Annotated in this window: 20 protein-coding genes and 1 tRNA gene; 17 read left to right on the top strand and 4 right to left on the bottom strand. The window is 72.7% G+C overall.

The features are described from left to right. Positions 1–62: 62 nt before the first annotated feature. From topA to ACPWUT_RS10920, 4 genes are read left to right on the top strand one after another with little or no spacing between them, the layout of a single operon-like run. The gene (gene topA / locus ACPWUT_RS10935; RefSeq protein WP_425842261.1) at positions 63–2,705 is read left to right on the top strand and encodes a type I DNA topoisomerase; all 2,643 of its coding nucleotides are present in this window, start codon (positions 63–65) and stop codon (positions 2,703–2,705) included. Beyond that, entirely contained in the window at positions 2,702–3,370 is a 669-nt protein-coding gene (tmk, locus tag ACPWUT_RS10930; RefSeq protein WP_425837488.1) for a dTMP kinase, read from the top strand. The genes topA and tmk overlap by 4 nt, the downstream gene beginning before the upstream one ends. A 54-nt stretch (positions 3,371–3,424) precedes the next feature. Then, entirely contained in the window at positions 3,425–4,612 is a 1,188-nt protein-coding gene (locus ACPWUT_RS10925; protein ID WP_425837485.1) for a DNA polymerase III subunit delta', read from the top strand. Continuing rightward, on the top strand, positions 4,609–6,165 hold the full coding sequence (locus ACPWUT_RS10920; RefSeq protein WP_425837482.1) for an alpha/beta hydrolase: 1,557 nt from the start codon (positions 4,609–4,611) through the stop codon (positions 6,163–6,165). The genes ACPWUT_RS10925 and ACPWUT_RS10920 overlap by 4 nt, the downstream gene beginning before the upstream one ends. Before the next feature lie 9 nt (positions 6,166–6,174). Here ACPWUT_RS10920 and ACPWUT_RS10915 read toward each other — a convergent pair whose 3' ends face one another. The 3 genes from ACPWUT_RS10915 to ACPWUT_RS10905 all read right to left on the bottom strand — a co-directional run bounded on the left by ACPWUT_RS10915 (position 6,175) and on the right by ACPWUT_RS10905 (position 8,831). Further along, positions 6,175–6,834, bottom strand: coding sequence for a methionine ABC transporter permease (locus ACPWUT_RS10915; RefSeq protein ID WP_284527946.1), 660 nt, complete (start codon positions 6,832–6,834; stop codon positions 6,175–6,177). Further along, positions 6,827–7,864 carry a methionine ABC transporter ATP-binding protein gene (locus ACPWUT_RS10910; RefSeq protein ID WP_425837478.1) on the bottom strand — a complete coding sequence of 346 codons (1,038 nt, stop codon included), beginning with the start codon at positions 7,862–7,864 and terminating at the stop codon, positions 6,827–6,829. Before ACPWUT_RS10910 ends, ACPWUT_RS10915 begins: the two co-directional genes overlap by 8 nt. 64 nt (positions 7,865–7,928) lie before the next feature. Then, positions 7,929–8,831, bottom strand: a complete 903-nt coding sequence (locus ACPWUT_RS10905) for a MetQ/NlpA family ABC transporter substrate-binding protein (protein ID WP_425837475.1) — start codon at positions 8,829–8,831, stop codon at positions 7,929–7,931. A 233-nt stretch (positions 8,832–9,064) separates the two neighbouring features. Between ACPWUT_RS10905 and ACPWUT_RS10900 the strand changes: the two genes are divergently transcribed. Together ACPWUT_RS10900 and ACPWUT_RS10895 are read left to right on the top strand one after the other, a co-directional pair. Further along, positions 9,065–9,137: transfer RNA gene (locus tag ACPWUT_RS10900), tRNA-Thr, on the top strand. Between the two features lie 88 nt (positions 9,138–9,225). Continuing rightward, entirely contained in the window at positions 9,226–9,618 is a 393-nt protein-coding gene (locus tag ACPWUT_RS10895; RefSeq protein ID WP_284527943.1) for a hypothetical protein, read from the top strand. A gap of 22 nt (positions 9,619–9,640) precedes the next feature. Here ACPWUT_RS10895 and ACPWUT_RS10890 read toward each other — a convergent pair whose 3' ends face one another. Then, positions 9,641–10,648, bottom strand: a complete 1,008-nt coding sequence (locus tag ACPWUT_RS10890; RefSeq protein ID WP_425837472.1) for an EamA family transporter — start codon at positions 10,646–10,648, stop codon at positions 9,641–9,643. A 176-nt stretch (positions 10,649–10,824) separates the two neighbouring features. Here ACPWUT_RS10890 and ACPWUT_RS10885 point away from each other — a divergent pair, with 176 nt between their 5' ends. The 11 genes from ACPWUT_RS10885 to ACPWUT_RS10835 all read left to right on the top strand — a co-directional run bounded on the left by ACPWUT_RS10885 (position 10,825) and on the right by ACPWUT_RS10835 (position 22,590). Next, the gene (locus tag ACPWUT_RS10885; protein WP_284527941.1) at positions 10,825–11,406 is read left to right on the top strand and encodes an isochorismatase family protein; all 582 of its coding nucleotides are present in this window, start codon (positions 10,825–10,827) and stop codon (positions 11,404–11,406) included. Next, positions 11,403–12,317, top strand: coding sequence for a DUF2510 domain-containing protein (locus tag ACPWUT_RS10880; protein WP_425837468.1), 915 nt, complete (start codon positions 11,403–11,405; stop codon positions 12,315–12,317). Before ACPWUT_RS10885 ends, ACPWUT_RS10880 begins: the two co-directional genes overlap by 4 nt. An 11-nt stretch (positions 12,318–12,328) precedes the next feature. After that, entirely contained in the window at positions 12,329–13,324 is a 996-nt protein-coding gene (locus tag ACPWUT_RS10875; RefSeq protein ID WP_425837465.1) for a hypothetical protein, read from the top strand. Continuing rightward, entirely contained in the window at positions 13,321–14,550 is a 1,230-nt protein-coding gene (gene chrA, locus ACPWUT_RS10870) for a chromate efflux transporter (RefSeq protein WP_425837462.1), read from the top strand. The genes ACPWUT_RS10875 and chrA overlap by 4 nt, the downstream gene beginning before the upstream one ends. Positions 14,551–14,661: 111 nt before the next feature. Continuing rightward, positions 14,662–14,814, top strand: a complete 153-nt coding sequence (locus tag ACPWUT_RS10865) for a hypothetical protein (RefSeq protein ID WP_284527937.1) — start codon at positions 14,662–14,664, stop codon at positions 14,812–14,814. Beyond that, positions 14,811–14,900, top strand: coding sequence for a potassium-transporting ATPase subunit F (locus ACPWUT_RS10860; RefSeq protein WP_284527936.1), 90 nt, complete (start codon positions 14,811–14,813; stop codon positions 14,898–14,900). The genes ACPWUT_RS10865 and ACPWUT_RS10860 overlap by 4 nt, the downstream gene beginning before the upstream one ends. Beyond that, positions 14,900–16,573 (top strand): potassium-transporting ATPase subunit KdpA, encoded by a 1,674-nt coding sequence (gene kdpA, locus ACPWUT_RS10855; protein ID WP_425837457.1) that lies wholly within the window; start codon positions 14,900–14,902, stop codon positions 16,571–16,573. The genes ACPWUT_RS10860 and kdpA overlap by 1 nt, the downstream gene beginning before the upstream one ends. A gap of 3 nt (positions 16,574–16,576) precedes the next feature. Then, the gene (kdpB, locus tag ACPWUT_RS10850; protein WP_425837454.1) at positions 16,577–18,730 is read left to right on the top strand and encodes a potassium-transporting ATPase subunit KdpB; all 2,154 of its coding nucleotides are present in this window, start codon (positions 16,577–16,579) and stop codon (positions 18,728–18,730) included. Positions 18,731–18,782: 52 nt separating this feature from the next. Then, positions 18,783–19,397: a K(+)-transporting ATPase subunit C gene (gene kdpC / locus ACPWUT_RS10845; RefSeq protein WP_425837451.1), complete on the top strand. Its 615-nt coding sequence runs from the start codon at positions 18,783–18,785 to the stop codon at positions 19,395–19,397. A gap of 2 nt (positions 19,398–19,399) precedes the next feature. Further along, positions 19,400–21,904 carry a DUF4118 domain-containing protein gene (locus tag ACPWUT_RS10840; RefSeq protein ID WP_425837448.1) on the top strand — a complete coding sequence of 835 codons (2,505 nt, stop codon included), beginning with the start codon at positions 19,400–19,402 and terminating at the stop codon, positions 21,902–21,904. After that, positions 21,901–22,590 carry a response regulator gene (locus ACPWUT_RS10835; RefSeq protein ID WP_425837445.1) on the top strand — a complete coding sequence of 230 codons (690 nt, stop codon included), beginning with the start codon at positions 21,901–21,903 and terminating at the stop codon, positions 22,588–22,590. Before ACPWUT_RS10840 ends, ACPWUT_RS10835 begins: the two co-directional genes overlap by 4 nt. Positions 22,591–22,697 lie beyond the last annotated feature (107 nt).

Here is a 22,697-nt window from a genome sequence, read left to right as displayed (position 1 = left end):
CGCGGAGCACGGGCGGAGCCCGGAGCGGGGCGGGCAAGGGCGAGACGGGGAAGAAGCTCGTCATCGTCGAGTCCCCGACCAAGATGAAGTCGATCCAGGGATACCTGGGCGACGGCTACGAGGTGCTCAGCTCGGTCGGTCACATCCGCGACCTCGCCGACAAGAAGGACATCCCCGCGGAGCTCAAGAAGACCTCGGTGGGGAAGTACTCGATCGACATCGAGAACGACTTCACTCCTCTTTATGTCGAGAGCGATCGCGGCAAGAAGACCGTCGCCGAGCTCAAGCGCGCCCTCAAGACCGCCGACGAACTGCTGCTCGCCACCGATGAGGACCGCGAGGGCGAAGCCATCGCGTGGCACCTTCTCGAGGCCCTGAAGCCCAAGGTGCCGGTCAAGCGCATGGTGTTCCACGAGATCACCCGCGACGCGATCCGCGCCGCCGTCGACAACACCCGCGAACTCGACCTCGCGCTCGTCGACGCGCAGGAGACCCGCCGCATCCTCGACCGCCTGTACGGCTGGGACGTCTCCGACGTCACGCGCCGCAAGGTCGGCCAGGGCACCTCCGCCGGACGCGTGCAGTCGGCGGCCACCCGCCTGGTCGTCGACCGCGAGCGCGAGCGCATGGCCTTCGTCTCCGCCTCGTACTGGGACGTCGAGGCTCTCGCGGCCAAGGCCGCCTCGGAGGCGTTCGCGACCCGTCTCGCGCGGCTCGACGGCGCGCCCTTGGCGCGCGGCACCGACTTCGACGACCGCGGTGAGCTGAAGAAGGCCGTCGTCGTGCTCACCGAGGCGCAGGTGCGCGAACTCGCGAGCGCGATCGAGGCCGCCGGCACCGCCACCGTCACCGCCGTCGAGGCCAAGCCCGGCACGCGCAGCCCCAAGCCCCCCTTCACGACCTCGACCCTCCAGCAGGAGGCGGGACGCAAGCTCTCGATGAGCGCCAAGCACGCCATGGGCGTCGCGCAGCGGCTCTACGAGAAGGGGTACATCACCTACATGCGCACCGACTCGACGGCGCTGTCGACGCAGGCCGTCACGGCGGCGCGTGCGCAGGCGGTGGCCCTCTACGGCGACAAGGCGGTGCCGGCGAACCCCCGGAGCTACCGCAACAACAGCAAGAACGCCCAGGAAGCGCACGAGGCGATCCGCCCGTCCGGTGAGGACTTCCGCACGCCCGCATCGGTGTCGTCGGGTCTCGACCGCGACGAACTGCGCCTCTACGACCTGATCTGGAAGCGCACGATCGCCAGCCAGATGGCCGACGCGAAGTACGAGACGACCACGGTGACCCTCGAGGTCGCCGCCGGCTCCCAGGTCGCCGCGTTCACGGCGTCCGGCACCGTCTACACCTTCAAGGGGTTCCTCGACGCCTACGAGGAGGGCCGCGACGAGAAGCGGAGCGACTCCGACAAGGCTGACGACCAGGCGCTCCCGCCGCTCGCGGTGGGAGACGTGCTGAGCCTGCGCGACGTCGAGGCGAAGGGCCACGCGACCAGTCCCAAGCCCCGCTACACGGAGGCCTCGCTCGTCAAGGCGCTCGAGGAGAAGGGCATCGGCCGTCCGTCGACCTTCGCGAGCATCATCGACGTGATCCTCAACCGCGGCTACGTCAGCAAGCGGGGGCAGGCCCTCGTGCCCAGCTGGCTCGCGTTCAGCATCGTGCGTCTGCTCGAGCAGCACTTCTCCGACCTCGTCGACTACGACTTCACCGCCGCACTCGAGGACGACCTCGACGCGATCGCCCGCGGCGAGCAGGACAGGGCCACCTGGCTGCACAAGTTCTACTTCGGCGCCGACGACCACGTGGGACTGCGCAACGTCGTCGACAACCTCGGCGACATCGACGCGCGGGAGATCAACTCGACCCCGATCGGCGACGTCGCGGTCCTGCGCTTCGGGCGCTATGGGCCCTACCTCGAAGTGCCCGGCGACGAGGAGAGCCCGCGCCGCATCAACGTCCCCGACGACCTCGCGCCCGATGAGCTGACGCCCGAGAAGGCGCGCGAGCTCATCGACGCTCCCGTCGGCGGCGACCGCGTTCTCGGGCAGAACCCCGAGAACGGGCGGGACATCGTGGTCAAGGACGGCCGGTTCGGCCCGTACCTCGAGGAGGTGCTCCCCGAAGGGGAGGCGCCGGTCGAGGATGCCCCGAAGAAGCGCGGGGCGAAGAAGGACACCGCGCCCAAGCCCCGCCGTGCCTCGCTGTTCAAGAGCATGTCGCCCGAGACGATCGACCTCGAGACCGCGCTGAAGCTGTTCGGCCTGCCGCGCGTCGTCGGGCAGGACCCCGAGACCGGCGTCGACATCACCGCTCAGAACGGGCCCTACGGCCCGTACATCAAGAAGGGCACCGACTCGCGCAGCATCGGCAGCGAGGAGCTCATCTTCGACATCACGCTCGATCAGGCGCTGGAGATCTACGCGCTGCCGAAGTACGCGAACCGCGCCGCGACCTCCCTCAAGGAGTTCGAGGCCGACCCCGTGAGCGAGAAGCCGATCCGCATCAAGGACGGCCGCTTCGGCGCGTACGTCACCGACGGCACGACGAACGTCACCATCCCGCGCGGTCAGACGCCCGACGACATCACCTACGAGATCGCGGTGCAGATGCTCGCGGAGAAGCGTGCGAAGGGGCCCGCCCCCAAGCGCACGACGCGGCGCACCACGACCGCGCGCAAGACTCCGGCGAAGAAGAAGTGACCGCGGACGGCCCGGCATCCGCCCCCGCCGAGCTGCCCGCTCACGACCAGGGTCTGTGGATCACGTTCGAGGGCGGTGACGGGTCGGGGAAGACGACCCAGGCCGCCCTGCTGGAGGAGTGGCTGCGCGGCCAGGGTCGCACCGTCGTGCGCACCCGGGAGCCCGGCGGCACCGAGGTCGGCGTCCTGATCCGCGACATCGTGCTGCACCACCGCGGTGACATCGCGCCGCGCGCCGAGGCGCTGCTCTACGCCGCCGACCGTGCGCACCACGTCGCGACGCTCGTGCAGCCCGCCCTCGCCCGGGGCGAGATCGTGATCCAGGATCGCTACCTCGACTCGTCCGTGGCCTACCAGGGCGCGGGCCGCGTGCTCGACGCCGACGAGATCCGCGACCTGTCGCTGTGGGCTGCCGACGGCGCGCTGCCCCGCCTCACGGTGCTGCTCGACATCGATCCGGCCGCCGCCCGCCACCGCCTCGACGCCGACGACAAGCCGTTCGACCGGCTGGAGGCGGAGCGATCCGACTTCCACGCCCGCGTGCGGGCGGCCTACCTCGCGCTGGCCGCCGCGGAGCCCGAGCGGTTCCTCGTCCTCGACGCCACGCGCGACGTGGGCGAACTGGCAGCCGCGGTGCGCGATCGCGTGGCCGCCGTCCTCGCCTGAGCGGACGCCACCGGTCGCAGGACGAGGTCGGCGCCACACCGTAGGCTGGTCGGCATGACGACGGCCTCCGACGCCCCCGCGACCGCCGCGTCGACGTCCCCGCTGGGTCAGGTGCCGTGGGGCGAGGTCTGGGGGCAGGACGACGCGGTCGCGCAGCTGCAGGCAGCCGCCTCCGATCCGGCGCAGCTGGCGCACGCGTGGCTCATCACCGGCCCGCCCGGATCCGGGCGCTCGACCCTCGCCTACGCCTTCGCGGCGGCGCTCATCGCCGAACCGGGCGACGAGAACGCGATGCGGCAGGTGCTGGCCGGAACGCACCCCGATCTCGCCGCCCTCCGCACGGAGGGGGTCATCATCTCCATCAAGGACGCGCGCGCCCTCGTCGAGCGCTCCTACTTCGCCCCGTCGCTCGGTCGCTACCGCGTGATCGTCATGGAGGACGCCGACCGCATGGTCGAGCGCACGAGCAACGTCCTGCTGAAGGCGCTCGAAGAGCCGCCCGAGCGCACGGTGTGGGTGCTGTGCGCCCCGAGCGACGCCGACCTGCTGCCGACGATCCGGTCGCGGGTGCGCACCCTGCGCCTGCGCGAGCCCGACGTCGACGACGTCGCCCGCCTCATCGTCCAGCGGACGGGAGTGGACCCCGCCATCGCCGAGCAGTCGGCCCGGCTCGCCCAGCGCCACATCGGCATGGCGCAGCGCCTGGCCACCGACGAGGCCGCGCGCGCCCGGCGCGACGAGACGCTGCGGGCGGTCCTGCGGGTGCGGGGCGTCAACGACGCGGTCGAGGTCGCCGCGCGCATCGTGCAGCTGGCCACCGACGACGCCAAGTCGCTGACGGCCGAACGCGACGACGCCGAGCGCGAGTCCCTGCTGCGCACGCTCGGCATCCCGGCCGGAGCGGCGGTCCCGCCCGCCGTCCGCGGCCAGCTGGGGGCGCTCGAGGAGGATCAGAAGCGGCGCGCCACGCGGAGCCTGCGCGATGGCATCGACCGCGTGCTCACCGACCTCGAGTCGATGTACCGCGACACCCTCATGCTCCAGTTCGGCCGCGCCGACGGGCTCATCAACCGGGAGCTGTCCGACGAGCTCGCCGCGCTCGCCGCGGCATGGAGCCCGGAGCGCACCCTGACCGTGCTCGACCAGATCTCTGTCACCCGCACGAACCTCGAAGGCAACGCCGCACCGGCGCTGGCCCTCGAGAGCATGCTGATCACCGTCGCCAGCGGAAGGACCCCGTGAACAACCGTCCCCGTCGTCTCGTCGCCGTCGTCGCCGCCGTCCTCGCCGCAGCGCTGGCTCTGAGCGCGTGCGGCATCCTGTGGGATCCGAAGACCCCCGACGCCACGGCGCCCTCGCAGAGCCCGAACCTCGATGACGTGCCCGCCGGCTTCGAGGACTTCTACGGGCAGAGCCTCGCGTGGGAGAGGTGCGAGGGGGCGGATTCCGGCGACTACGACTGCACGACGGTGACCGCGCCGCTGGACTGGGCCGACCCGGAGGCCGGCGAGATCGAGCTGGCGGTCATCCGCCGTGCCGCAGACGACAGCGCACGCGGGTCGCTGCTCACCAACCCCGGTGGTCCCGGGGCGAGCGGATACGACCTGATCGCCGAAAGCGCCCAGTTCGCCGTGGGCGAGGAGCTGGCCGCCGCGTACGACGTCATCGGCTTCGACCCGCGCGGGGTCGGACGCTCGACGGCGGTGACGTGCCTCGATCCGCGGGCGATGGACGCCTACCTCTTCGACATCCCCGCCGACCCCCGCGGCAGTGCGGGCTGGGAGGCCGAGCTCACCGAGCGCAACGACGAGTTCGTGCAGGCGTGCGTCGACGGGAGCGACGGCATCCTCCCGTACATCACCACCGACAACGCCGCGCGCGACCTCGACCTGCTGCGCGCCGTGCTGGGCGACGCGCAGCTCAACTATCTCGGCTACTCCTACGGCACCTTCCTCGGGGCGACCTACGCGAAGCTGTTCCCGGCGAAGGTCGGACGGCTCGTGCTCGACGGGGCGATCGACCCGTCGATCCCCGGCCTGGACGTCGGCACCACGCAGGCGATCGGATTCGAATCGGCGCTGCGTGCCTACATGGCCGACTGCCTGGACGGCGACGACTGCCCGTTCTCCGGCTCGGTCGACGAGGCCATGGCCGACCTCGGCACGCTGCTGGCGAGTGTCGACCGCAGCCCCCTCCCCGCCTCCGACGGGCGCGAGCTCGGCGCCGACGCCCTGCTGACCGGCATCATCGCGGCGCTCTACGCGCAGGAGAGCTGGACCTACCTCACGGCGGCCCTCGACGACGCCCTCTCCGGCAACCCCGACACCGCCTTCCTGCTCGCCGACTTCTACTACGGGCGCACCCCCGACGGCACGTACGAGGACAACTCCACCGAGGCGTTCCGCGCGTACAACTGCATGGACTACCCGCTCGACACCGACGAGGCCGACCAGGCCGCGGCGGAGGCGACCATCGCCGAGAAGGCGCCGACGATCGCCCCCTACTGGCAGGGCGTCGACGTCTGCGCGGTGTGGCCGGCGGAGCCCACCGGCGTCCGCGAGCCCATCGTCGCCGAGGGCGCCGCCCCGATCGTCGTGGTCGGCACCACCAACGACCCCGCCACCCCGTACTCGTGGTCGGAGTCCCTCGCCGAGCAGCTGTCGTCGGGGGTGCTCGTCACCCGGGTGGGCGAGGGGCACACCGGCTTCAACAAGGGCAACGCCTGCGTCGACGACGCGGTGGTCGCCTACCTGATCGACGGGACCGTTCCGGAGGACGGGCTGCGCTGCGGGTGAGCGCGCGGATCAGCGTCGCAGGATGCGCCGGGCCAGGCCGTTGCCGAGGAACTGCACGGCCTGCACGATGACGATGATCACGAGCACCGCCGCCCAGGTCACCCACGGGTTGAACTGCTTGAACCCGTAGACGATCGCGAACTCGCCCAGGCCGCCGGCCGCGACCGCACCGGCGATCGCCGTCATGTCGACGAGGGCGACGACGATGAAGGTGTAGCCGAGCACGAGCGGCCCCAGCGCCTCGCGGGGAACCAGGCGGAAGAGGATCCGCGCCCGGCTCGCCCCGGCCGCGCGGGCCGCCTCGATGACGCCCGGGCGGACGGTCAGCAGGTTCTGCTCCACGATGCGGCTGATCGCGAAGAGCGAGGCGATCGTGATCGCGAAGACGCCGAAGTTCGCACCGATGCCCGGGATGCCGACCCCGCGCGCGAGCGGCTGAACCGCCGCGAGCAGGATGACGAACGGGATCGGTCGGAAGAAGTTCACGATCACGTTGAGCACGGCGAACACCGGCCGGTTGGGGAACAGGCTCCCGGGGCGGGACGCGTAGAGCAGCGTTCCGAGGAGGAGCCCGAGCAGGCCGCCGAGGATCAGCGAGAACGTGACGATGTAGAGCGTCTCGTACGTCGCGTCCAGCAGCTCGGGAAGCAGGTCGATGAGCCTATCCACGGATCTCCTCCTCGATGAGCGGTGCGTGCGCCCGGGCTGCGACGATCGCGCGCTCCACGGCGTCCGCCTCTCCGGTGAGCGACAGCGTGAGGTGGCCGAACACGCGGCCGCCGATGTCGTTGATCCCGCCGTGGATGAGCTCGAAGCGGACGTCGTGACCGGCGAGGGCGGCGAACACGTCCGCCTGCGAGCCGTCACCGTCGCGGAGGCGGAAGGTGACGATGCGCCCCGGATGACGCGCGCGCAGCGCCTGCAGCTTCTCGCCGGCGGGCACCTCGTCGATGATGCTCGCGACGAAGCGGCGGGTCGCGGGATGCTGCGGGGCGGAGAGGATGTCGAAGACGGCGCCGTCCTCGATGACGCGGCCGGCCTCCATCACCACCACGCGATCGGCGAGGGAGCGGATGACGTCCATCTCGTGGGTGATGACGAGGATCGTCACGCCGAGCTCGGCGTTGACGCGGCGCAGGAGCGCGAGCACCTCCTGCGTGGTGTCGGGGTCGAGCGCGCTCGTGGCCTCGTCGGCCAGCAGGATGCGGGGGCTCGTCGCGAGGGCGCGGGCGATCCCGACCCGCTGCTTCTGCCCTCCGGAGAGCTGCTCGGGGTAGGCCTTGGCCTTGTCGGCGAGCCCGACGAACCGCAGCAGCTCCGTCACGCGCGCCGCGATCTCGCCGCGCGGCCGGCCGGCGACCTCCAGGGGGTAGGCGATGTTGCCGGCGACGGTGCGCGAGTCGAACAGGTTGAACTGCTGGAAGATCATGCCGATGTCGCTGCGCAGCGCCCGCAGGTCGCGTTCGCGGAGGCGGGTGATGTCGCGGCCGTCGATCTCCACGGTGCCGCGGGTGGGGAGCTCCAGGGCGTTGACCAGCCGCAGGACGGTGGACTTTCCGGCACCGGAGTATCCGATGATGCCGGTGATGGAGCCGGCGGCGACGTCGATCGAGACGTCGTCCACCGCGACGATCTGCTCACCGCCCTTGCTCGTCGCAGGGAAGGACTTGGTCACGCCGGAGAGGCGGATCAGTGGCATGGGTCACCTCCGTGACATGCGTGCGCGGCCCGCTCGATCGAACGGGCCGCGCACGCGAGGCGGATTACTGGTTGGCGCGGATGTCGTCCTCGACCTCGTGGAGCGAGGTGAGGAGATCGGCCACCGGCGTCTTGACGAGCACCGCGGTGTTCCCCGAGGCCTCCTGCACGCCGTCCAGCACCTCCTGGGTGTTCTGGTAGATCTCGACGAGCTTCTGGTACGTCGGGTTCTCCGCATCCTCGGCGCGGGCGGCGAAGATGTTGACGTACGGCAGGGCGTTCGGGTCGGACGGGTCGTCGGTGGCGATCGCGTCGGCGAAGGTCAGCCCCGCGTCCTCGACGAAGTCGTTGTTGATGATCGCCGCGGCGACGTCCGGGAGCGAGGTGGCGGTGAAGGCCGCGTCGAGCGCCTCGACCTTGACCTTGGAGGTGTCCAGCACGTCGGCGACCGTCGAGAACGGCGAGCCGCCGTCCTGCAGCTCCACAAGACCGGCGGACTGCAGGACGAGGAGGCCGCGGGCCTGGTTCGACTCGTCGTTGGGGACGGCGACCGTCTCACCGGCGGGGATGTCGCCCACGGAGGCGTACTTCGTCGAGTACAGCCCGAGCGGGTAGATCGCCGTGGCGCCGACCGGCACGAGGTCGTCGGAGGCGTTCACGTTGTAGGTGGCGAGGTAGATCACGTGCTGGAACTGGTTGAGGTCCAGTTCCCCGGCGGACAGGGCGGGGTTGGGCTGCGTGTACTCGCTGAAGTCGACGAGCTCGATCTCGATGCCCTCGGCGGCTGCGGCCTCCTTGTACGTCGTCCAGTACGCGTCGCCGGCGCCGACGACGCCGATCTTCACGGGCCCGGTCGACTCGGGCGCGGCGCTGGAGGCGCCCGGCTCGGGGGCGGTGCCGGCGCAGGCGCTCAGCAGCAGGGCGAGGGGGAGGGCCAGGGCGGCCGCTCGGAGGAACTTCTTCGGCATGGTGGTGCTCCTTGTGGATCGGGGCACCGCGGACGCTCCGTGAGAGCACGGGGCGTCGAACGCGATCGGGACCGCGCTCGCCTCGTCGCGGTGCCTTGACGACCGTACGTGGACGACGTCCCCTCGCCGAATCCGGCTGTAACACGCCGACACCGCGGTCGCGTTCGCGCGGTTCGCGGCACCCCCGCCGACCCTGTAAGATCGTTGATCGTGCATGCGCGAGCAGCGCACGCGCCACCTTAGCTCAGACGGCAGAGCGATTCACTCGTAATGAATAGGTCAAGGGTTCGATTCCCTTAGGTGGCTCGACCAGTAAGGCCCGTCGCTCGGCGGGCCTTCGTCGTAGGGTCGGCGGTCGGTCCCGATCGCCGGGCGGAAGGCTCCAGGAGGCCGGGTGGACGCGCTCGACGCGGTGATCGAGATCTTCACGTGGCTCGGATTCATCGGGGCGCTGGTGCTCGGCGTCGCCGCGGTCGTCATCTGGGTCGCCGACGGCACCTGGCTGCCGGCGGAGGGGCTCGTGGACCACGAGGACGCGGGCACCTTCGTGCGCTGGTACGACGCGGACGGCGATGCGAACGGCGCCCGGGTGGGCGATCACGATGCCGGGGCGCTGGAGGGCGTCGACCGCATCGGCATCTGGTACCGCTACGGGTGGCGGGACCGGATGCGGCTCAGTCGCCGACCTCCGGGTCTGCGTGCCGTGGCCTGGGCGGCCGCGGCCGCGCTCGCCCTGGGCGTCGTGGCCCTCGTGGTGTCCTGGGTCCTGCTCTTCGTGCGCGGCTGAGGCCCCTCGGCCGGGGAGCCGGTCACGCGAGCGCGAGCAGAGCGCCCGCCGCGAGGGCGAGAGCAAGGCCGGCCCACTGGATCCGCGCGATGTGCTCCCGGAGCACGACCGCCGCCAGGAGTACCGTGCCCGCCGGGTAGAGCGCGGTGAGCGCCGAGACGACGGCGAGGTCGCCTCCCGAGCGCAGCGCCAGCACCAGCAGCACGTTGGCCGTCGCGTCGACGACGCCGCACAGCGCCGCCAGCGCCCATGCGCGGCCCCACGGGGCATCGTCGCCCTCGGCTGTCGCGTCCGCCGTGAGCGTCGCGGCCGAGGCTGTCGGGGCGGTCGGGCGGTCGCCGGCGTGTTCGAGGTCGGCCCGGCCCGACGGCGTCGGCGCCACCGGCATCCCCGTCGCCGAGAGCGCGGCCCGCACCGTCCGGCCCCGCCGGACGGCGGCGATCACGAGCGCCAGCGTGATCGCGCCGGTGATGATCGCCGCCACGCCGCGGTTGACGATGAGCGGGACCACCCCGCTGTCCTCGCCCGTGCGGTCGATGAGGATGAGGAAGGCGCCGATGGCGAGGCCCGAGCCGACCGCCATCAGCAGGCCCCGCAGCGACGGCCGGGTAATGCGCTCGCCGGGGAGGAAGGCCACCAGCACGATCGCGACCACGGCCAGCGCCAGGCCGGCGTAGCCCGCGGCTCCCAGGCGCTCGCCGTCGATGAGGAGGCCCCACAGCATCGGCGCGACGGCCGAGACGACCGCCGTGACGGGGGAGAGCACGCTCATCGGGCCGAGGGCGAGACAGGCGTAGAGCAGCCCGATCGCGATCGCGCCGGTGAGGCCCGATGCCGCACCCCAGAGCACGTCCTCGACGCGCCAGACGCCGCCCAGCAGCGGGGAGGCCAGCGTGAGCACGAGGAGTCCCGACACCGCGGCCACCGACGTCACCAGGAGCGGCCGCAGGCGCCGGGCGGCGAGGCCGCCGAGGAAGTCCGCGGAGCCGTAGACGAGCGCGCCGAGGAAGGCGAGCGAGGCGGCGAGCATGGGTGCCAGCCTAGGGGCGCCGAGTCTGGGGCGCCGAGCCTGGGGGCCGAGTCAGGGTGGTGACGTTCGCAACTCCGGAGATCCGACGCCCCGAGGCCCGACACGCCGGACTCGGCGAGCGAGTCGGCGCGAACCTCCGGAGTTGTGAACGGGGGCGACCCGGCTACGCTCGACATATGACCAGAGCCCTGTTCATCGTCGACGTGCAGAACGACTTCACCGAGGGCGGAGCGCTCGGGGTGGCAGGCGGCGACGCCGTGGCCGCCGGGATCACCGCCCACCTCGCCGCGCATGCCGCGGACTACGCCCTGATCGTCGCCTCCCGCGACTGGCACGACGCCGACGGCGACAACGGCGGCCACTTCGCCGCGGGCGAGCCGGACTTCGTCGACACCTGGCCCGTGCACTGCGTGGCCGGCACTCCCGGCGCCGAGTACGACCCGGAGCTGGACACCGCGGCGGTCACCCACCACGTCAAGAAGGGGCAGGGCAAGCCCGCCTACTCGCTGTTCGAAGGGGTCACCGACGCGGGGGAGACGGTCGGCGATCTGCTGACCTCCCACGGCGTCGTCGACGTCGACGTCGTCGGCATCGCCACCGATTACTGCGTGCGCGCGTCGGCTCTGGACGCCATCGACCACGGCCGTCACGTCCGCATCTTGACCGACCTCGTCGCGGGGGTGGCGCCCGCCTCGAGCGACGCGGCCCTCGCCGAACTCGCCCACGCGGGCGCCGAACTCCAGGAGAGCAACCGATGAGCACCCCCGCCGGCTGGTACGCCGACCCGACCGATCCCACCCGCACGCGCTGGTGGGACGGCGCGCAGTGGACCGAGCACACCGCGCCGCTGCCCACCGAGCCCGCGCCCGCCGCGGAGCCCGCGCCCGCCGCGGAGCCCGCTCCCGCTCCTGCGGCTGAGGCTGCCGCCGCGGGGCCCGCTGCCGCCCCGGAGCCCGCGCACGCTCCTGCTCCCGAGGCCGACGCCCCGGCGGCGCCGGAGGCCGCTCCCACCCCGCCGCAGCCCCGCTACGGCGAGTACGCCCCGACGCCCCCTGCGGCACCCGCCGCCGCCCCCGCGTACACCGGGGCCCCGGCCTACGCCGCCGCGCCCGCCTACCCCGCCGCGCCGACCTGGCCGCAGGCGGCGCCGCCGGTCGCCGCGGGCCCGTCCGCGCCCGGCGTCAACACGAACACGCTGTGGATCTACCTCTGCATCGTGGCGTCCACGCTCCCGGTCCTGTCCCTGTTCCTCATCGACTGGTCGGACTACCTGCGCGCGATTGTCGCGGTCGAGTACCGCGGCAGCGGCGCGGATCCCGAGACCGTCGCCGCGATGGTCGACTGGTTCGGCCGGACGATGCTCGTCTCGGTGCTCACCTACGTGACGATCGCCGCGTCGATCGTGTTCGCCTGGCTCGACTGGCGCGAGCTCAAGAAGCGCGGCGTGGCCCGTCCGTTCCACTGGGGCTGGGCGTTCTTCGCCCTCGTCATCTCGATCGGCGTGTACATCATCGGTCGCACGGTCGTCCTGCGTCGCGAGACCGGCTCGGGCCTGACCGCCCTCTGGGTCTGGCTGGGATCGATCGCGCTCGTCATCATCGTCTCCCTCGCGTGGTTCGCGTGGTTCTGGCAGCAGCTCACCACGCTCATCACCACCTACGGCGTGTGAGGCGATAGCCCGTGCGGCGGTCGCTGGCTGTCGCGCTGATCGTCGTGGGCGTCGTGCTGACGCCCGTGGCCGCCGTCGGCGCCTGGGTGCGGGTGGCGCTCGTCGACACCGACCGCTTCGTCGAGGCGCTCGCGCCCCTGGCCGACGACCCCGCGGTGCAGGGGCTCGTCATCGAGCGGACGACGGCGGCGATCGAATCCCGCATCGACGTGGACGGACTCGTGGGAGACCTCTTCGGAGGACTGGCCACCCTCGACCTCCCGCCGCGCGCCGCGGCCGCCCTGCCGCTGCTGGAGAGCTCCGCCGTGGCCGCCGTGCAGGCGCTCATCGAACGGACCGTCACGCGGGTCGTGGAGTCCGACGCCTTCGCGAGCACCTGGACGACCGTGCTGCGGACCACCCACGACCGCGGCACCGCCCTGCTGACCTGGGACGGATCGGGGGTCGTGGGGATCAGCGAAGACAGCGTGCTCGAGCTGCACCTGGGGCCGGTCGTCGGCGCCGCGCGGCAGGCGCTGCTCGACGAGGGGCTCCGCGTCGCCGCGGTGATCCCGGAGGTGTCCCTGGTCGTGCCGCTGGGGCAGGCCGATTCGGTCGTCCTCGCCCGCACCGCCTACGCCGTCGCCGTGGCCGTGGGGGCCTGGCTCCCGTGGCTGGCGCTCGCGCTCCTGGCAGGCGGCGTGCTCCTCGCGCGGCGCCGGGTGCGCGCAGTGTCGCTGGCGGCCGCCGGTGCCGCGGCATCCCTGCTCCTGACCCTCGCGGCGGTCGGCATCGCGCGCCGGCTGCTCCGCGGAGCGTCGGGAGATGCCGCGCCGGCGCTCGACGCCATCGCCGACGCGGTGCTCGGCGGCCTCACCGGTCTCCTCACGCTGCTCGCCGTGGTCGCCGTGATCGTCGCCGTCGCCGCCTGGAGCGCGAGCGACGTGCCGTCCGCGGCCGGACTGCGCGCCCGGGCGGCAGCGCTGTCGGGGCGCCGCCGGGCCGCTGCGCCGGACGGTGCCGGATGAGCGATGCCGCCCGGCCCTCCGCCCGCGGGAGACCTGCCGGCATGCCGCGCGCCCTGGCCGTCTTCCTCGTCTTCCTGCGCCTCGGCGTGACCTCCTTCGGGGGACCGGTCGCCCACCTCGGCTACTTCCGGGCGGAGTTCGTCGAGCGGCGCCGGTGGCTCTCCGAGGAGGAGTACGGGGAACTGGTGGCCCTGTGCCAGTTCCTGCCGGGGCCCGCTTCGAGCCAGGTCGGCTTCGCCGTGGGTCTGCTGCGCGCCGGCGCCCCCGGCGCGCTGCTCGCCTTCGTCGGCTTCACCCTGCCGTCGAGCCTCCTGATGCTCGCCGCCGCCGCGGGAACGGGCCTCCTCGCCGGAGCCGCGGCCGAGGGAGCGATCCGCGGGCTTCTCGTCGTCGCCGTGGCGGTCGTCGCGCACGCGGTGTGGGGGATGGCGCGCACGCTCGCGCCCGATCGGAACCGCGCGCTCATCGCGGCCGCGGCCGCGGCCGTCGTGCTCGTCGTCGGCGGGCCGTGGAGCCAGATCGCGGCGATCGTTCTCGGCGCCCTCGCCGGCCTGCTCTGGTCGCGGGGAGCGGCGCCCTCGTCTCCGGGGCTGCGCTTCCCCGTGCCGGCGGCGGTCGGCGTGGCCGGCCTCACGGTGTTCGCGGTGCTCCTGATCGGGCTTCCGGTGCTCGCCGGCGTCACCGGCGACGGCACGATCGCGCTGGCCGATGCCTTCTACCGCGCCGGTGCCCTCGTCTTCGGCGGCGGCCATGTCGTGCTGCCGCTGCTGGACGCGTCGGTCGTGCAGTCGGGCTGGGTCGGTGCCGATCAGTTCCTGACGGGATACGCGGCGGCCCAGGCCGTCCCCGGTCCGCTCTTCACCTTCGCCGCCTACCTCGGGGCGCTGGCCTCCGCCGGTCCCGGCGGGGTCGCCGGCGCCGCGATCGCGACCCTGGCGCTGTTCCTCCCGGGGTTCCTGCTGCTGGTGGGCGTGCTCCCGTTCTGGAACGTCCTGCGCCGTCGCACCTGGACCGCGGCGCTCGTCCGCGGCGCGAGCGCGGCGGTCGTCGGCATCCTCGCCGCCGCTCTCTACGACCCGGTCTTCGTCGCCGCGATCACCGGTCCGGCATCGCTGGCGGGCGCGATCGCCGCCTTCGTGCTGCTGGGGCCCGCCCGGGTGCCGGCGTGGGCGGTCGTGATCGCGGGCGGCGTCGCCGGCGCGGTCGTCGGGGCGCTCGGCGGCTGACGGCGCTCCCCGCCCGCGGCCGAGGCGACCGCCGGCGTAGGGGCTTCGTGAGGGAAGTGCGCGAAGCCGTATGGATTCCGTGAGGACCGGGGGATCGCGCGGCCGCCGGGTGTGGGATCGGGTGTTGCGTCATCCCGGCGCCCGGACTTCGCGGTCCGTCACCCATCGATCGGATCCTCCGTGCTCGACATCGCCTTCCTCGCAGGCGCGCTCGCCCTCTTCGTCATCGTCGGCCTCATCGGCAAGGCGGTCGAGAAGCTGTGATCGTCTTCGAAGCGCTCGCCGTCGTCCTCGGCGTCGCCGCCGTCGCCTACCTCGTCATCGCCCTCCTGACGCCGGAGCGGTTCTGATGGAGTGGGTGTTCGCCGGCGGCGCCCTGCTCACCGTCGCCCTGGTCCTCGCTCTCGCCCACCGCCCGCTGGGCGACTACATGGCGTGGGTCTACACCTCGTCCCGGGACGCCGCCGCCGAGCGCGGTCTCTACCGGGTGATCGGGGTCGACCCCCGCGCCGCCCAGTCGTGGCCGGCGTACCTGCGCTCGGTGCTCGTGTTCTCCGCCGTCGGTGTGGTCCTCGTCTACGCGATCCAGCGCCTCCAGCCCTGGCTGCCCTACGCGCTCGGCCTCGGGGCACCCAGCGAGCACCTCGCGTTCAACACCGCGATCTCCTTCGTCACCAACACCAACTGGCAGTCGTACTCGCCGGAGCAGACCCTCGGCTACGCCGCCCAGGCGGGGGCGCTGGCGGTGCAGAACTTCGTCTCGGCCGCCGTCGGCATGGCGGTGGCGGTCGCGCTCGTGCGGGGCATCGCGGCACGCCGCAGCGGCACCATCGGCAACTTCTGGGTCGACCTCGTGCGCGGGACCTTCCGCATCCTGGCTCCCCTCGCGGTGGTGGCCGCCGTCGTCCTCCTCGCGGGCGGTGTCATCCAGAATCTCGCCGGGTTCACCGAGATCACGACCGTCAGCGGGGGCACGCAGGCCCTCCCCGGCGGGCCGGTCGCCTCGCAGGAGGCGATCAAGCTCCTCGGCACCAACGGCGGCGGCTTCTTCAACGCCAACTCCGCCCACCCGTTCGAGAACCCCACGGCATGGACGAGCCTGTTCGAGATCGTGCTGATGCTGCTGATCCCCTTCTCGCTGCCGCGCACCTTCGGCGCGATGATCGGCGATCGGCGGCAGGGCCGGGCCATCCTGGCCGCGATGGCGGTGCTCTTCGTCGCCTCCTTCGCCGCGCTGACCGCGTTCGAGCTGGCCGGATCGGGGACGGCGCCGAGCCTTGCCGGAGCGGCGATGGAGGGCAAGGAGACCCGCTTCGGAATCGTGGGCTCCACGCTGTTCGCCTCGACGAGCACGCTGACCTCCACCGGGGCGGTCAACGCGATGCACGACTCGTTCACGGCGCTCGGCGGGATGATGCCGATGCTCAACATGATGCTCGGCGAGCTCGCCCCCGGCGGCGTCGGCTCCGGTCTGTACGGCATCCTCGTGTTCGCCGTCATCGCCGTCTTCATCGCGGGACTGCTGGTCGGTCGCACCCCGGAGTACCTCGGCAAGAAGATCGGGCCGCGCGAGATCAAGCTCGCGAGCCTCTACATCCTCGTCACGCCCGTGCTCGTGCTGCTCGGCACCGCGCTGAGCTTCGCCCTGCCCGGCGTCCGCGACGACGTCACCACGACGTCGATCTGGAACCCCGGGGTCCACGGACTGTCCGAGGTGCTGTACGCCTTCACGTCGGCCGCGAACAACAACGGCTCGGCCTTCGCGGGGCTCACGGCCAACACGCCGTGGCTCAACACCGCGCTCGGAGTCGCCATGCTCCTCGGTCGATTCGTGCCGATCGCGCTCGTCCTCGCGCTGGCGGGATCGCTGGCCGCGCAGGATGCCGTGCCCGAGACCTCCGGCACGCTCCCCACCCACCGCCCGCTGTTCGTCGGGCTCCTGGTCGGCACGATCCTCATCGTGACCGCACTGACCTATTTCCCCGTTCTCGCGCTGGGTCCCCTGGCGGAAGGGCTGATCTGAACCATGTCCTCACTGACCGAATCCGCCGACGTGCGGCCCGCCGCCGCCGGCCGCGGACGGCTGCTCGCCGCGATCCCCGCCGCCCTCCCGGGCGCCGTCCGCAAGCTCGACCCCCGCGCCCAGTGGCGCAACCCCGTCATGTTCCTCGTGTGGGTGGGCGCGGCGCTGACGACGGCCATCGCGATCGCCGAGCCGTTCCTCGGCGGACCCTCGTCGTCGGGCGGCGCCGAGGTGCCGGTGCCGTTCGCCGCGATCATCGCGGCCTGGCTCTGGCTCACCGTCTTCTTCGCGAACGTCGCGGAGTCCGTGGCCGAGGGGCGCGGCAAAGCCCAGGCCGACACGCTGCGCGCCACCCGGACGAGCACGGTGGCGCATCGGGTCGCGGGGTACGACCCCGCCGCCGATCCGTCGGCCGCGACGGCGACGGCTGCGGACGTGTCGTCGGCGGAGCTGCGCGTCGGAGACGTCGTGGTCGTGTCGGCCGGCGAGCTCATCCCGGGCGACGGCGACGTCGTGTGGGGCATCGCCTCGGTCGACGAGTCGGCGATCACGGGCGAGTCCGCGCCCGTGATCCGCGAGTCCGGCGGCGACCGCAGCGCCGTCACCGGCGGCACCCGGGTGCTCTCCGACCGCATCGTGGTGCGGATCACCTCGAAGCCCGGCGAGACCTTCGTCGACCGGATGATCGCCCTCGTCGAGGGCGCCGCGCGTCAGAAGACGCCCAACGAGATCGCCCTGAGCATCCTGCTGGCGAGCCTGTCGATCGTGTTCGTCGTCGTCGCGCTCGTCCTCAACCCGATCGCGTCGTACGCGGCCGCCCCGGTGAGCATCCCGGTGCTGGTGGCCCTGCTCGTCTGCCTCATCCCGACGACCATCGGAGCGCTCCTCTCGGCGATCGGCATCGCCGGCATGGACCGGCTCGTGCAGCGGAACGTCCTCGCGATGTCGGGGCGCGCCGTCGAGGCGGCCGGCGACGTGACCACGCTGCTCCTGGACAAGACCGGCACCATCACCTACGGCAACCGGCGCGCCTCGGAGTTCGTCCCCCTCGCGGGCGTCGCCGAACGCGACCTCGTGCGCGCCGCCGCCCTGGCCTCGTCGGCGGACCCGACCCCCGAGGGCAGCTCGATCGTCGAGCTCGCCGCGCGCCTGGGGATGAGCGCCGGAGCGCTGGGATCGGGAGACGAGGTGCGGGGCGAGATCGTGCCCTTCACCGCGCAGACGCGGATGAGCGGCCTCGACCTGCCCGACGGCACGCGCATCCGGAAGGGCGCCGCGAGCGCCGTGGCGGCCTGGCTCGCCGACGCGGGCCACGCCCCCGGCGACGCCCAGCGGACCGAGCTCGCGGGGGAGACCGACCGCATCGCCCAGTCCGGCGGCACGCCGCTCGTGGTCGCCGCGATCGGCCCCGATGCGGCCGGCGTGCTCGGCGTGGTGCACCTGAAGGACGTCGTCAAGGAGGGACTCACGGAGCGGTTCTCGGAGCTTCGCGCCATGGGCATCCGCACGGTGATGGTGACCGGCGACAACCCGCTGACGGCGGCGGCCATCGCGCGGGAGGCGGGCGTCGACGACGTGCTCGCCGAGGCGACGCCCGAGGACAAGCTCGCCTACATCCGCCGCGAGCAGGAGGGCGGGAACCTCGTCGCCATGACCGGTGACGGGACCAACGACGCGCCCGCGCTCGCGCAGGCCGACGTCGGCGTGGCGATGAACTCCGGGACGTCGGCGGCGAAGGAGGCCGGAAACATGGTCGACCTCGACTCCGATCCGACGAAGCTGATCGACATCGTGCGGATCGGCAAGCAGCTGCTGATCACGCGGGGCGCCCTCACCACCTTCTCGATCGCCAACGACATCGCGAAGTACTTCGCGATCATCCCGGCCATGTTCATGGGCGTGTTCCCGGGGCTGGCGGCCCTGAACATCATGGGGCTGCACTCGCCGGCGTCCGCGGTGCTGTCGGCGATCGTCTTCAACGCGATCATCATCGTCATCCTCATCCCGCTCGCCCTCCGGGGCGTCCGCTACCGGCCGATGAACGCGTCGCGGATCCTCGGGCGGAACCTCCTCGTCTACGGACTCGGCGGCGTCGTCGCCCCCTTCGTCGGCATCTGGCTCATCGACCTCGTCGTGCGCCTGCTGCCCGGCTTCTGAACCCCACCTCCGACCCCACGCCTCCGAATCCCCTCTCTCCAGGAGTCCTGCGATGAACACTTCCTCCCGCGCCACCGGACGCACCGCCTGGGTCGCGATCCGGGCGATGGCCGTCTTCACGATCGTGCTCGGCATCGGCTACACGGCGCTCGTCACGGCGATCGGACAGCTGGCGCTGCCCGGCCAGGCGGCCGGCTCGCTGCTGCGCGACGACAGCGGCGCCGTCGTCGGCTCCGCGCTCGTCGGGCAGAGTTTCGCCGATGCCGACGGCGCGCCGCTGCCGGAGTACTTCCAGCCGCGGCCGTCGGCGGCCGGAGACGGCTACGACGGCGCCGCGTCGTCCGGGTCCAACCTCGGGCCGGAGAGCGACGATCTGGCGGCGGCCATCACGCAGCGGCGGGCGGAGGTGGCGGCGCTGAACGGCGTCGCCCCGTCCGAGGTGCCCGCCGATGCGCTCACGGCCTCCGCATCGGGCCTCGACCCGCACATCTCCCCGGCCTACGCTCGGATCCAGATCGACCGCGTCGCCGCCGCGCGCGGCTGGACGCCCGCCGACGTGCAGCAGCTCGTGGCGCGGCACACGCAGGGCCGGGACCTTGGCTACCTTGGAGAGCCGGTCGTCGACGTGGTCGAGCTGAACCTGGCGATGGACCGGCGGGAAGGGTGAGCATGAGCGGACGCGGACGGCTGCGCGTCCTCCTCGGGGCCGCTCCGGGTGTCGGGAAGACCTACGCGATGCTCGAGGAGGGCGCGCGCCTGCAGAACGAGGGCGCGGACGTCGTCGTCGCCGTCGTCGAGACCCACGGCCGCGCCGCCACGCTGCGGATGACGCGGGGGCTCGAAGCCGTGCCGCGCCGGTCCGTCCGTCACCGCGACGTCGAGCTGACCGAGATGGACCTCGACGCCGTGCTCGCCCGCCGCCCCGATGTCGCGCTCGTCGACGAGCTCGCCCACACCAACGCTCCGGGCTCGCGCCACGAGAAGCGCTGGCAGGACGTGCGGGAGCTGCTGGACGCAGGGATCGACGTCATCTCGACCGTCAACATCCAGCACATCGAGTCGCTCAACGACGTCGTGGAGCAGATCACCGGAGCGCCGCAGCGCGAGACGGTTCCGGACGAGGTGCTGCGGGCGGCCGACCAGGTGGAGGTCGTCGACCTGGCGCCGCAGGCGCTGCGCGACCGGCTCGCGGGCGGGCTCGTCTATCCCGCGGAGCGCGTCGACGCGGCCCTGTCGAACTACTTCCGTCTCGGCAACCTGACGGCGCTGCGGGAGCTCGCCCTGCTGTGGCTGGCCGACGAGGTGGACCAGGCGCTCAAGGACTACCGCGCCGAGCATGGCATCGAGCGCCGGTGGGAGGCCCGCGAGCGGGTGGTCGTCACGCTGACGGGCGGACCGGAGGGCGAGACGCTCCTGCGCCGCGGCGCCCGGATCGCGGCGCGCTCGGCGGGCGGGCAGCTGCTCGCGGTGCACGTGACCAGCCAGGACGGCCTGCGCGCCGCGCACCCGGCGGCGCTCGCCGAGCAGCGCGCCCTCGTCGAGAAGCTCGGCGGCACGTTCCACCAGGTGGTGGGGGAGGACGTCCCGCGCGCGCTCGTCGAGTTCGCCCGCTCGGTCGATGCGACCCAGCTCGTGCTCGGCGTGAGCAGACGCAGCAGGCTCGCGGCGCTGCTGACCGGCCCAGGGATCGGCGCCACCGTCATCCGCGAGTCCGGCGACATCGACGTGCACATCGTCACCCACTCCGCCGCCGGCGGGAGATTCGCGCTGCCGCGGCTGGGCGGCGCGCTGAGTGCACGCCGCCGACTCGCGGGGTTCGCGCTCGCGATGGTGGGGGGCCCGCTCCTGACGTGGCTGCTGGTCTCGTTCCGCAGCACCGAGTCGATCACGAGCGATGTGCTCAGCTATCAGCTGCTCGTCGTCGTCGTCGCGCTCGTGGGCGGGATCTGGCCGGCCCTGTGGGCGGCGGTGCTCAGCGGCATCACGCTGGACTACTTCTTCGTCGAGCCGCTGTTCACGATCACGGTGCAGGAGCCGCTGCATCTGCTCGCGCTGGGGCTCTACGTGACGATCGCGATCCTCGTGAGCTTCGTAGTCGACCGTGCCGCCCGCAAGACCCGCGCCGCGCGCCGGGCGGCGGCGGAGTCGGAGCTGCTGCAGACGGTGTCCGGCAGCGTCCTGCGCGGCTCGGGCGCCGTGGAGGCCCTGGTGGAGCGCGCCCGCGAGGCGTTCGGCCTCGCCGGCGTGCGGCTCGTCGCGGGCGACGTCGTGCTCGCCACGAGCGGGGAGCCGCTCCCCGACGGTCGACACACGCCGGTGCCGATCGGCGAGCGGGCCGTGCTCGAACTCCACGGGGCCGACCTGCCCGCCTCGGAGCGCCGGCTGCTGGCCGTCATCGTCGCGCAGCTGGACGCCGCGCTCGCCCACCGCGACCTCGCCGAGGTCGCCAGCGGCCTGGAGCCGCTCGCCGCCTCCGATCGGGTGCGCAGCGCGCTCCTGTCCGCACTCAGTCACGATCTGCGCCGGCCCCTCGCCGCGGCGACCGCCGCCGTCGGCGGGCTCCGCAGCGCCCCGCTCGACGGCCCCCTCAGCGAGGACGACCGCGCCGAGCTGCTCGCCACGGCCGACGAGAGCCTCGCCACGCTCGCCGCGCTCGTCACCGACCTGCTCGACGTCAGCCGTCTGCAGGCCGGAGCGCTGGCGATCTCGGTCTCGACGGTCGACGCCGCCGACGTCGTCCTGCCCGCCCTCGACGAGCTGGGCCTCGGCCCGGCGACCGTGGATCTGGCGCTGGCTGCGCCGCCGATGCGCGCCGATCCGGTGCTCCTCCAGCGGGCGGTGGTCAACCTGCTCGCCAACGCGGTGCGGCACTCGCCGGACGGCGCGCGGGTGCGGATCGCCTCGAGCGCGTTCGGCGACATGGTCGAGCTGCGGATCGTCGATCACGGCGCCGGGGTGCCCGCCGACCGCCGGGACGACATCTTCGTGCCCTTCCAGCGCCTCGGCGACACCGACAACACGACGGGGCTCGGGCTCGGACTGGCCCTGTCGAAGGGGTTCGTGGAGGGGATGGGCGGTACGCTCACGCCGGAGGACACACCCGGGGGAGGGCTCACGATGGTCATCGCACTGCCGGCCGCCGGGCAGGCGAGTCCCGAGGAGGCTCCGGAGTGAGGATCCTCATCGCCGACGACGACCCGCAGATCGTGCGGGCGCTGCGGATCACGCTCTCCGCTCAGGGATACGACGTCGTCACGGCCGCCGACGGCACGCAGGCCATCGCAGCGGCGGTCGACCACCGCCCCGACATCTACCTGCTCGACCTCGGCATGCCGGCGCTGGACGGCATCGACGTGATCCACGCCATCCGCGGCTGGTCCGACGCGCCGATCCTCGTCGTGTCGGGGCGCACCGGGTCGGGCGACAAGGTCGACGCGCTCGACGCGGGCGCCGACGACTACGTCACGAAGCCGTTCTCGATCGACGAGCTGCTGGCCCGCATCCGCGCGCTCACCCGGCGGGCGCCGCAGCAGGAGCCCGACCCGGTGGTCGAGCTCGGCGACGTGTCGGTCGACCTGCCCGCGCGGAGCGTGACGCGCAGCGCCGACGGCCGCACCGAGCGGATCCGGCTCACCCCCACGGAGTGGCAGCTGCTGGAGATCCTCCTGCGCAATCCGGGGCGCCTGGTGACCCGACAGACGATCCTCACGACGATCTGGGGATCCGAGCACGTCACTGACACCGGCTACCTCCGCCTCTACATCTCGCAGCTGCGTCGCAAGCTCGAGCGCGACCCCGCCCACCCGCGCTACCTCCTCACCGAGGCCGGCATGGGATATCGGCTGCAGCTCGACGACTGAGCGCGCCGGCGCGCCCGCACGCCCCCGACTCCCGATCTCGAGTGCGGTCGGTATTCAGTGTTGCTATCTACCGGTATTCAGCGTTACTATCTAGCGGTAGTCAGTGT

Origin of the sequence: Microbacterium sp. PA5 (assembly GCF_049860775.1) — a bacterium.
GTDB lineage: Bacteria > Actinomycetota > Actinomycetes > Actinomycetales > Microbacteriaceae > Microbacterium.
This window is presented reverse-complemented; position numbering and strand designations above follow the sequence as displayed.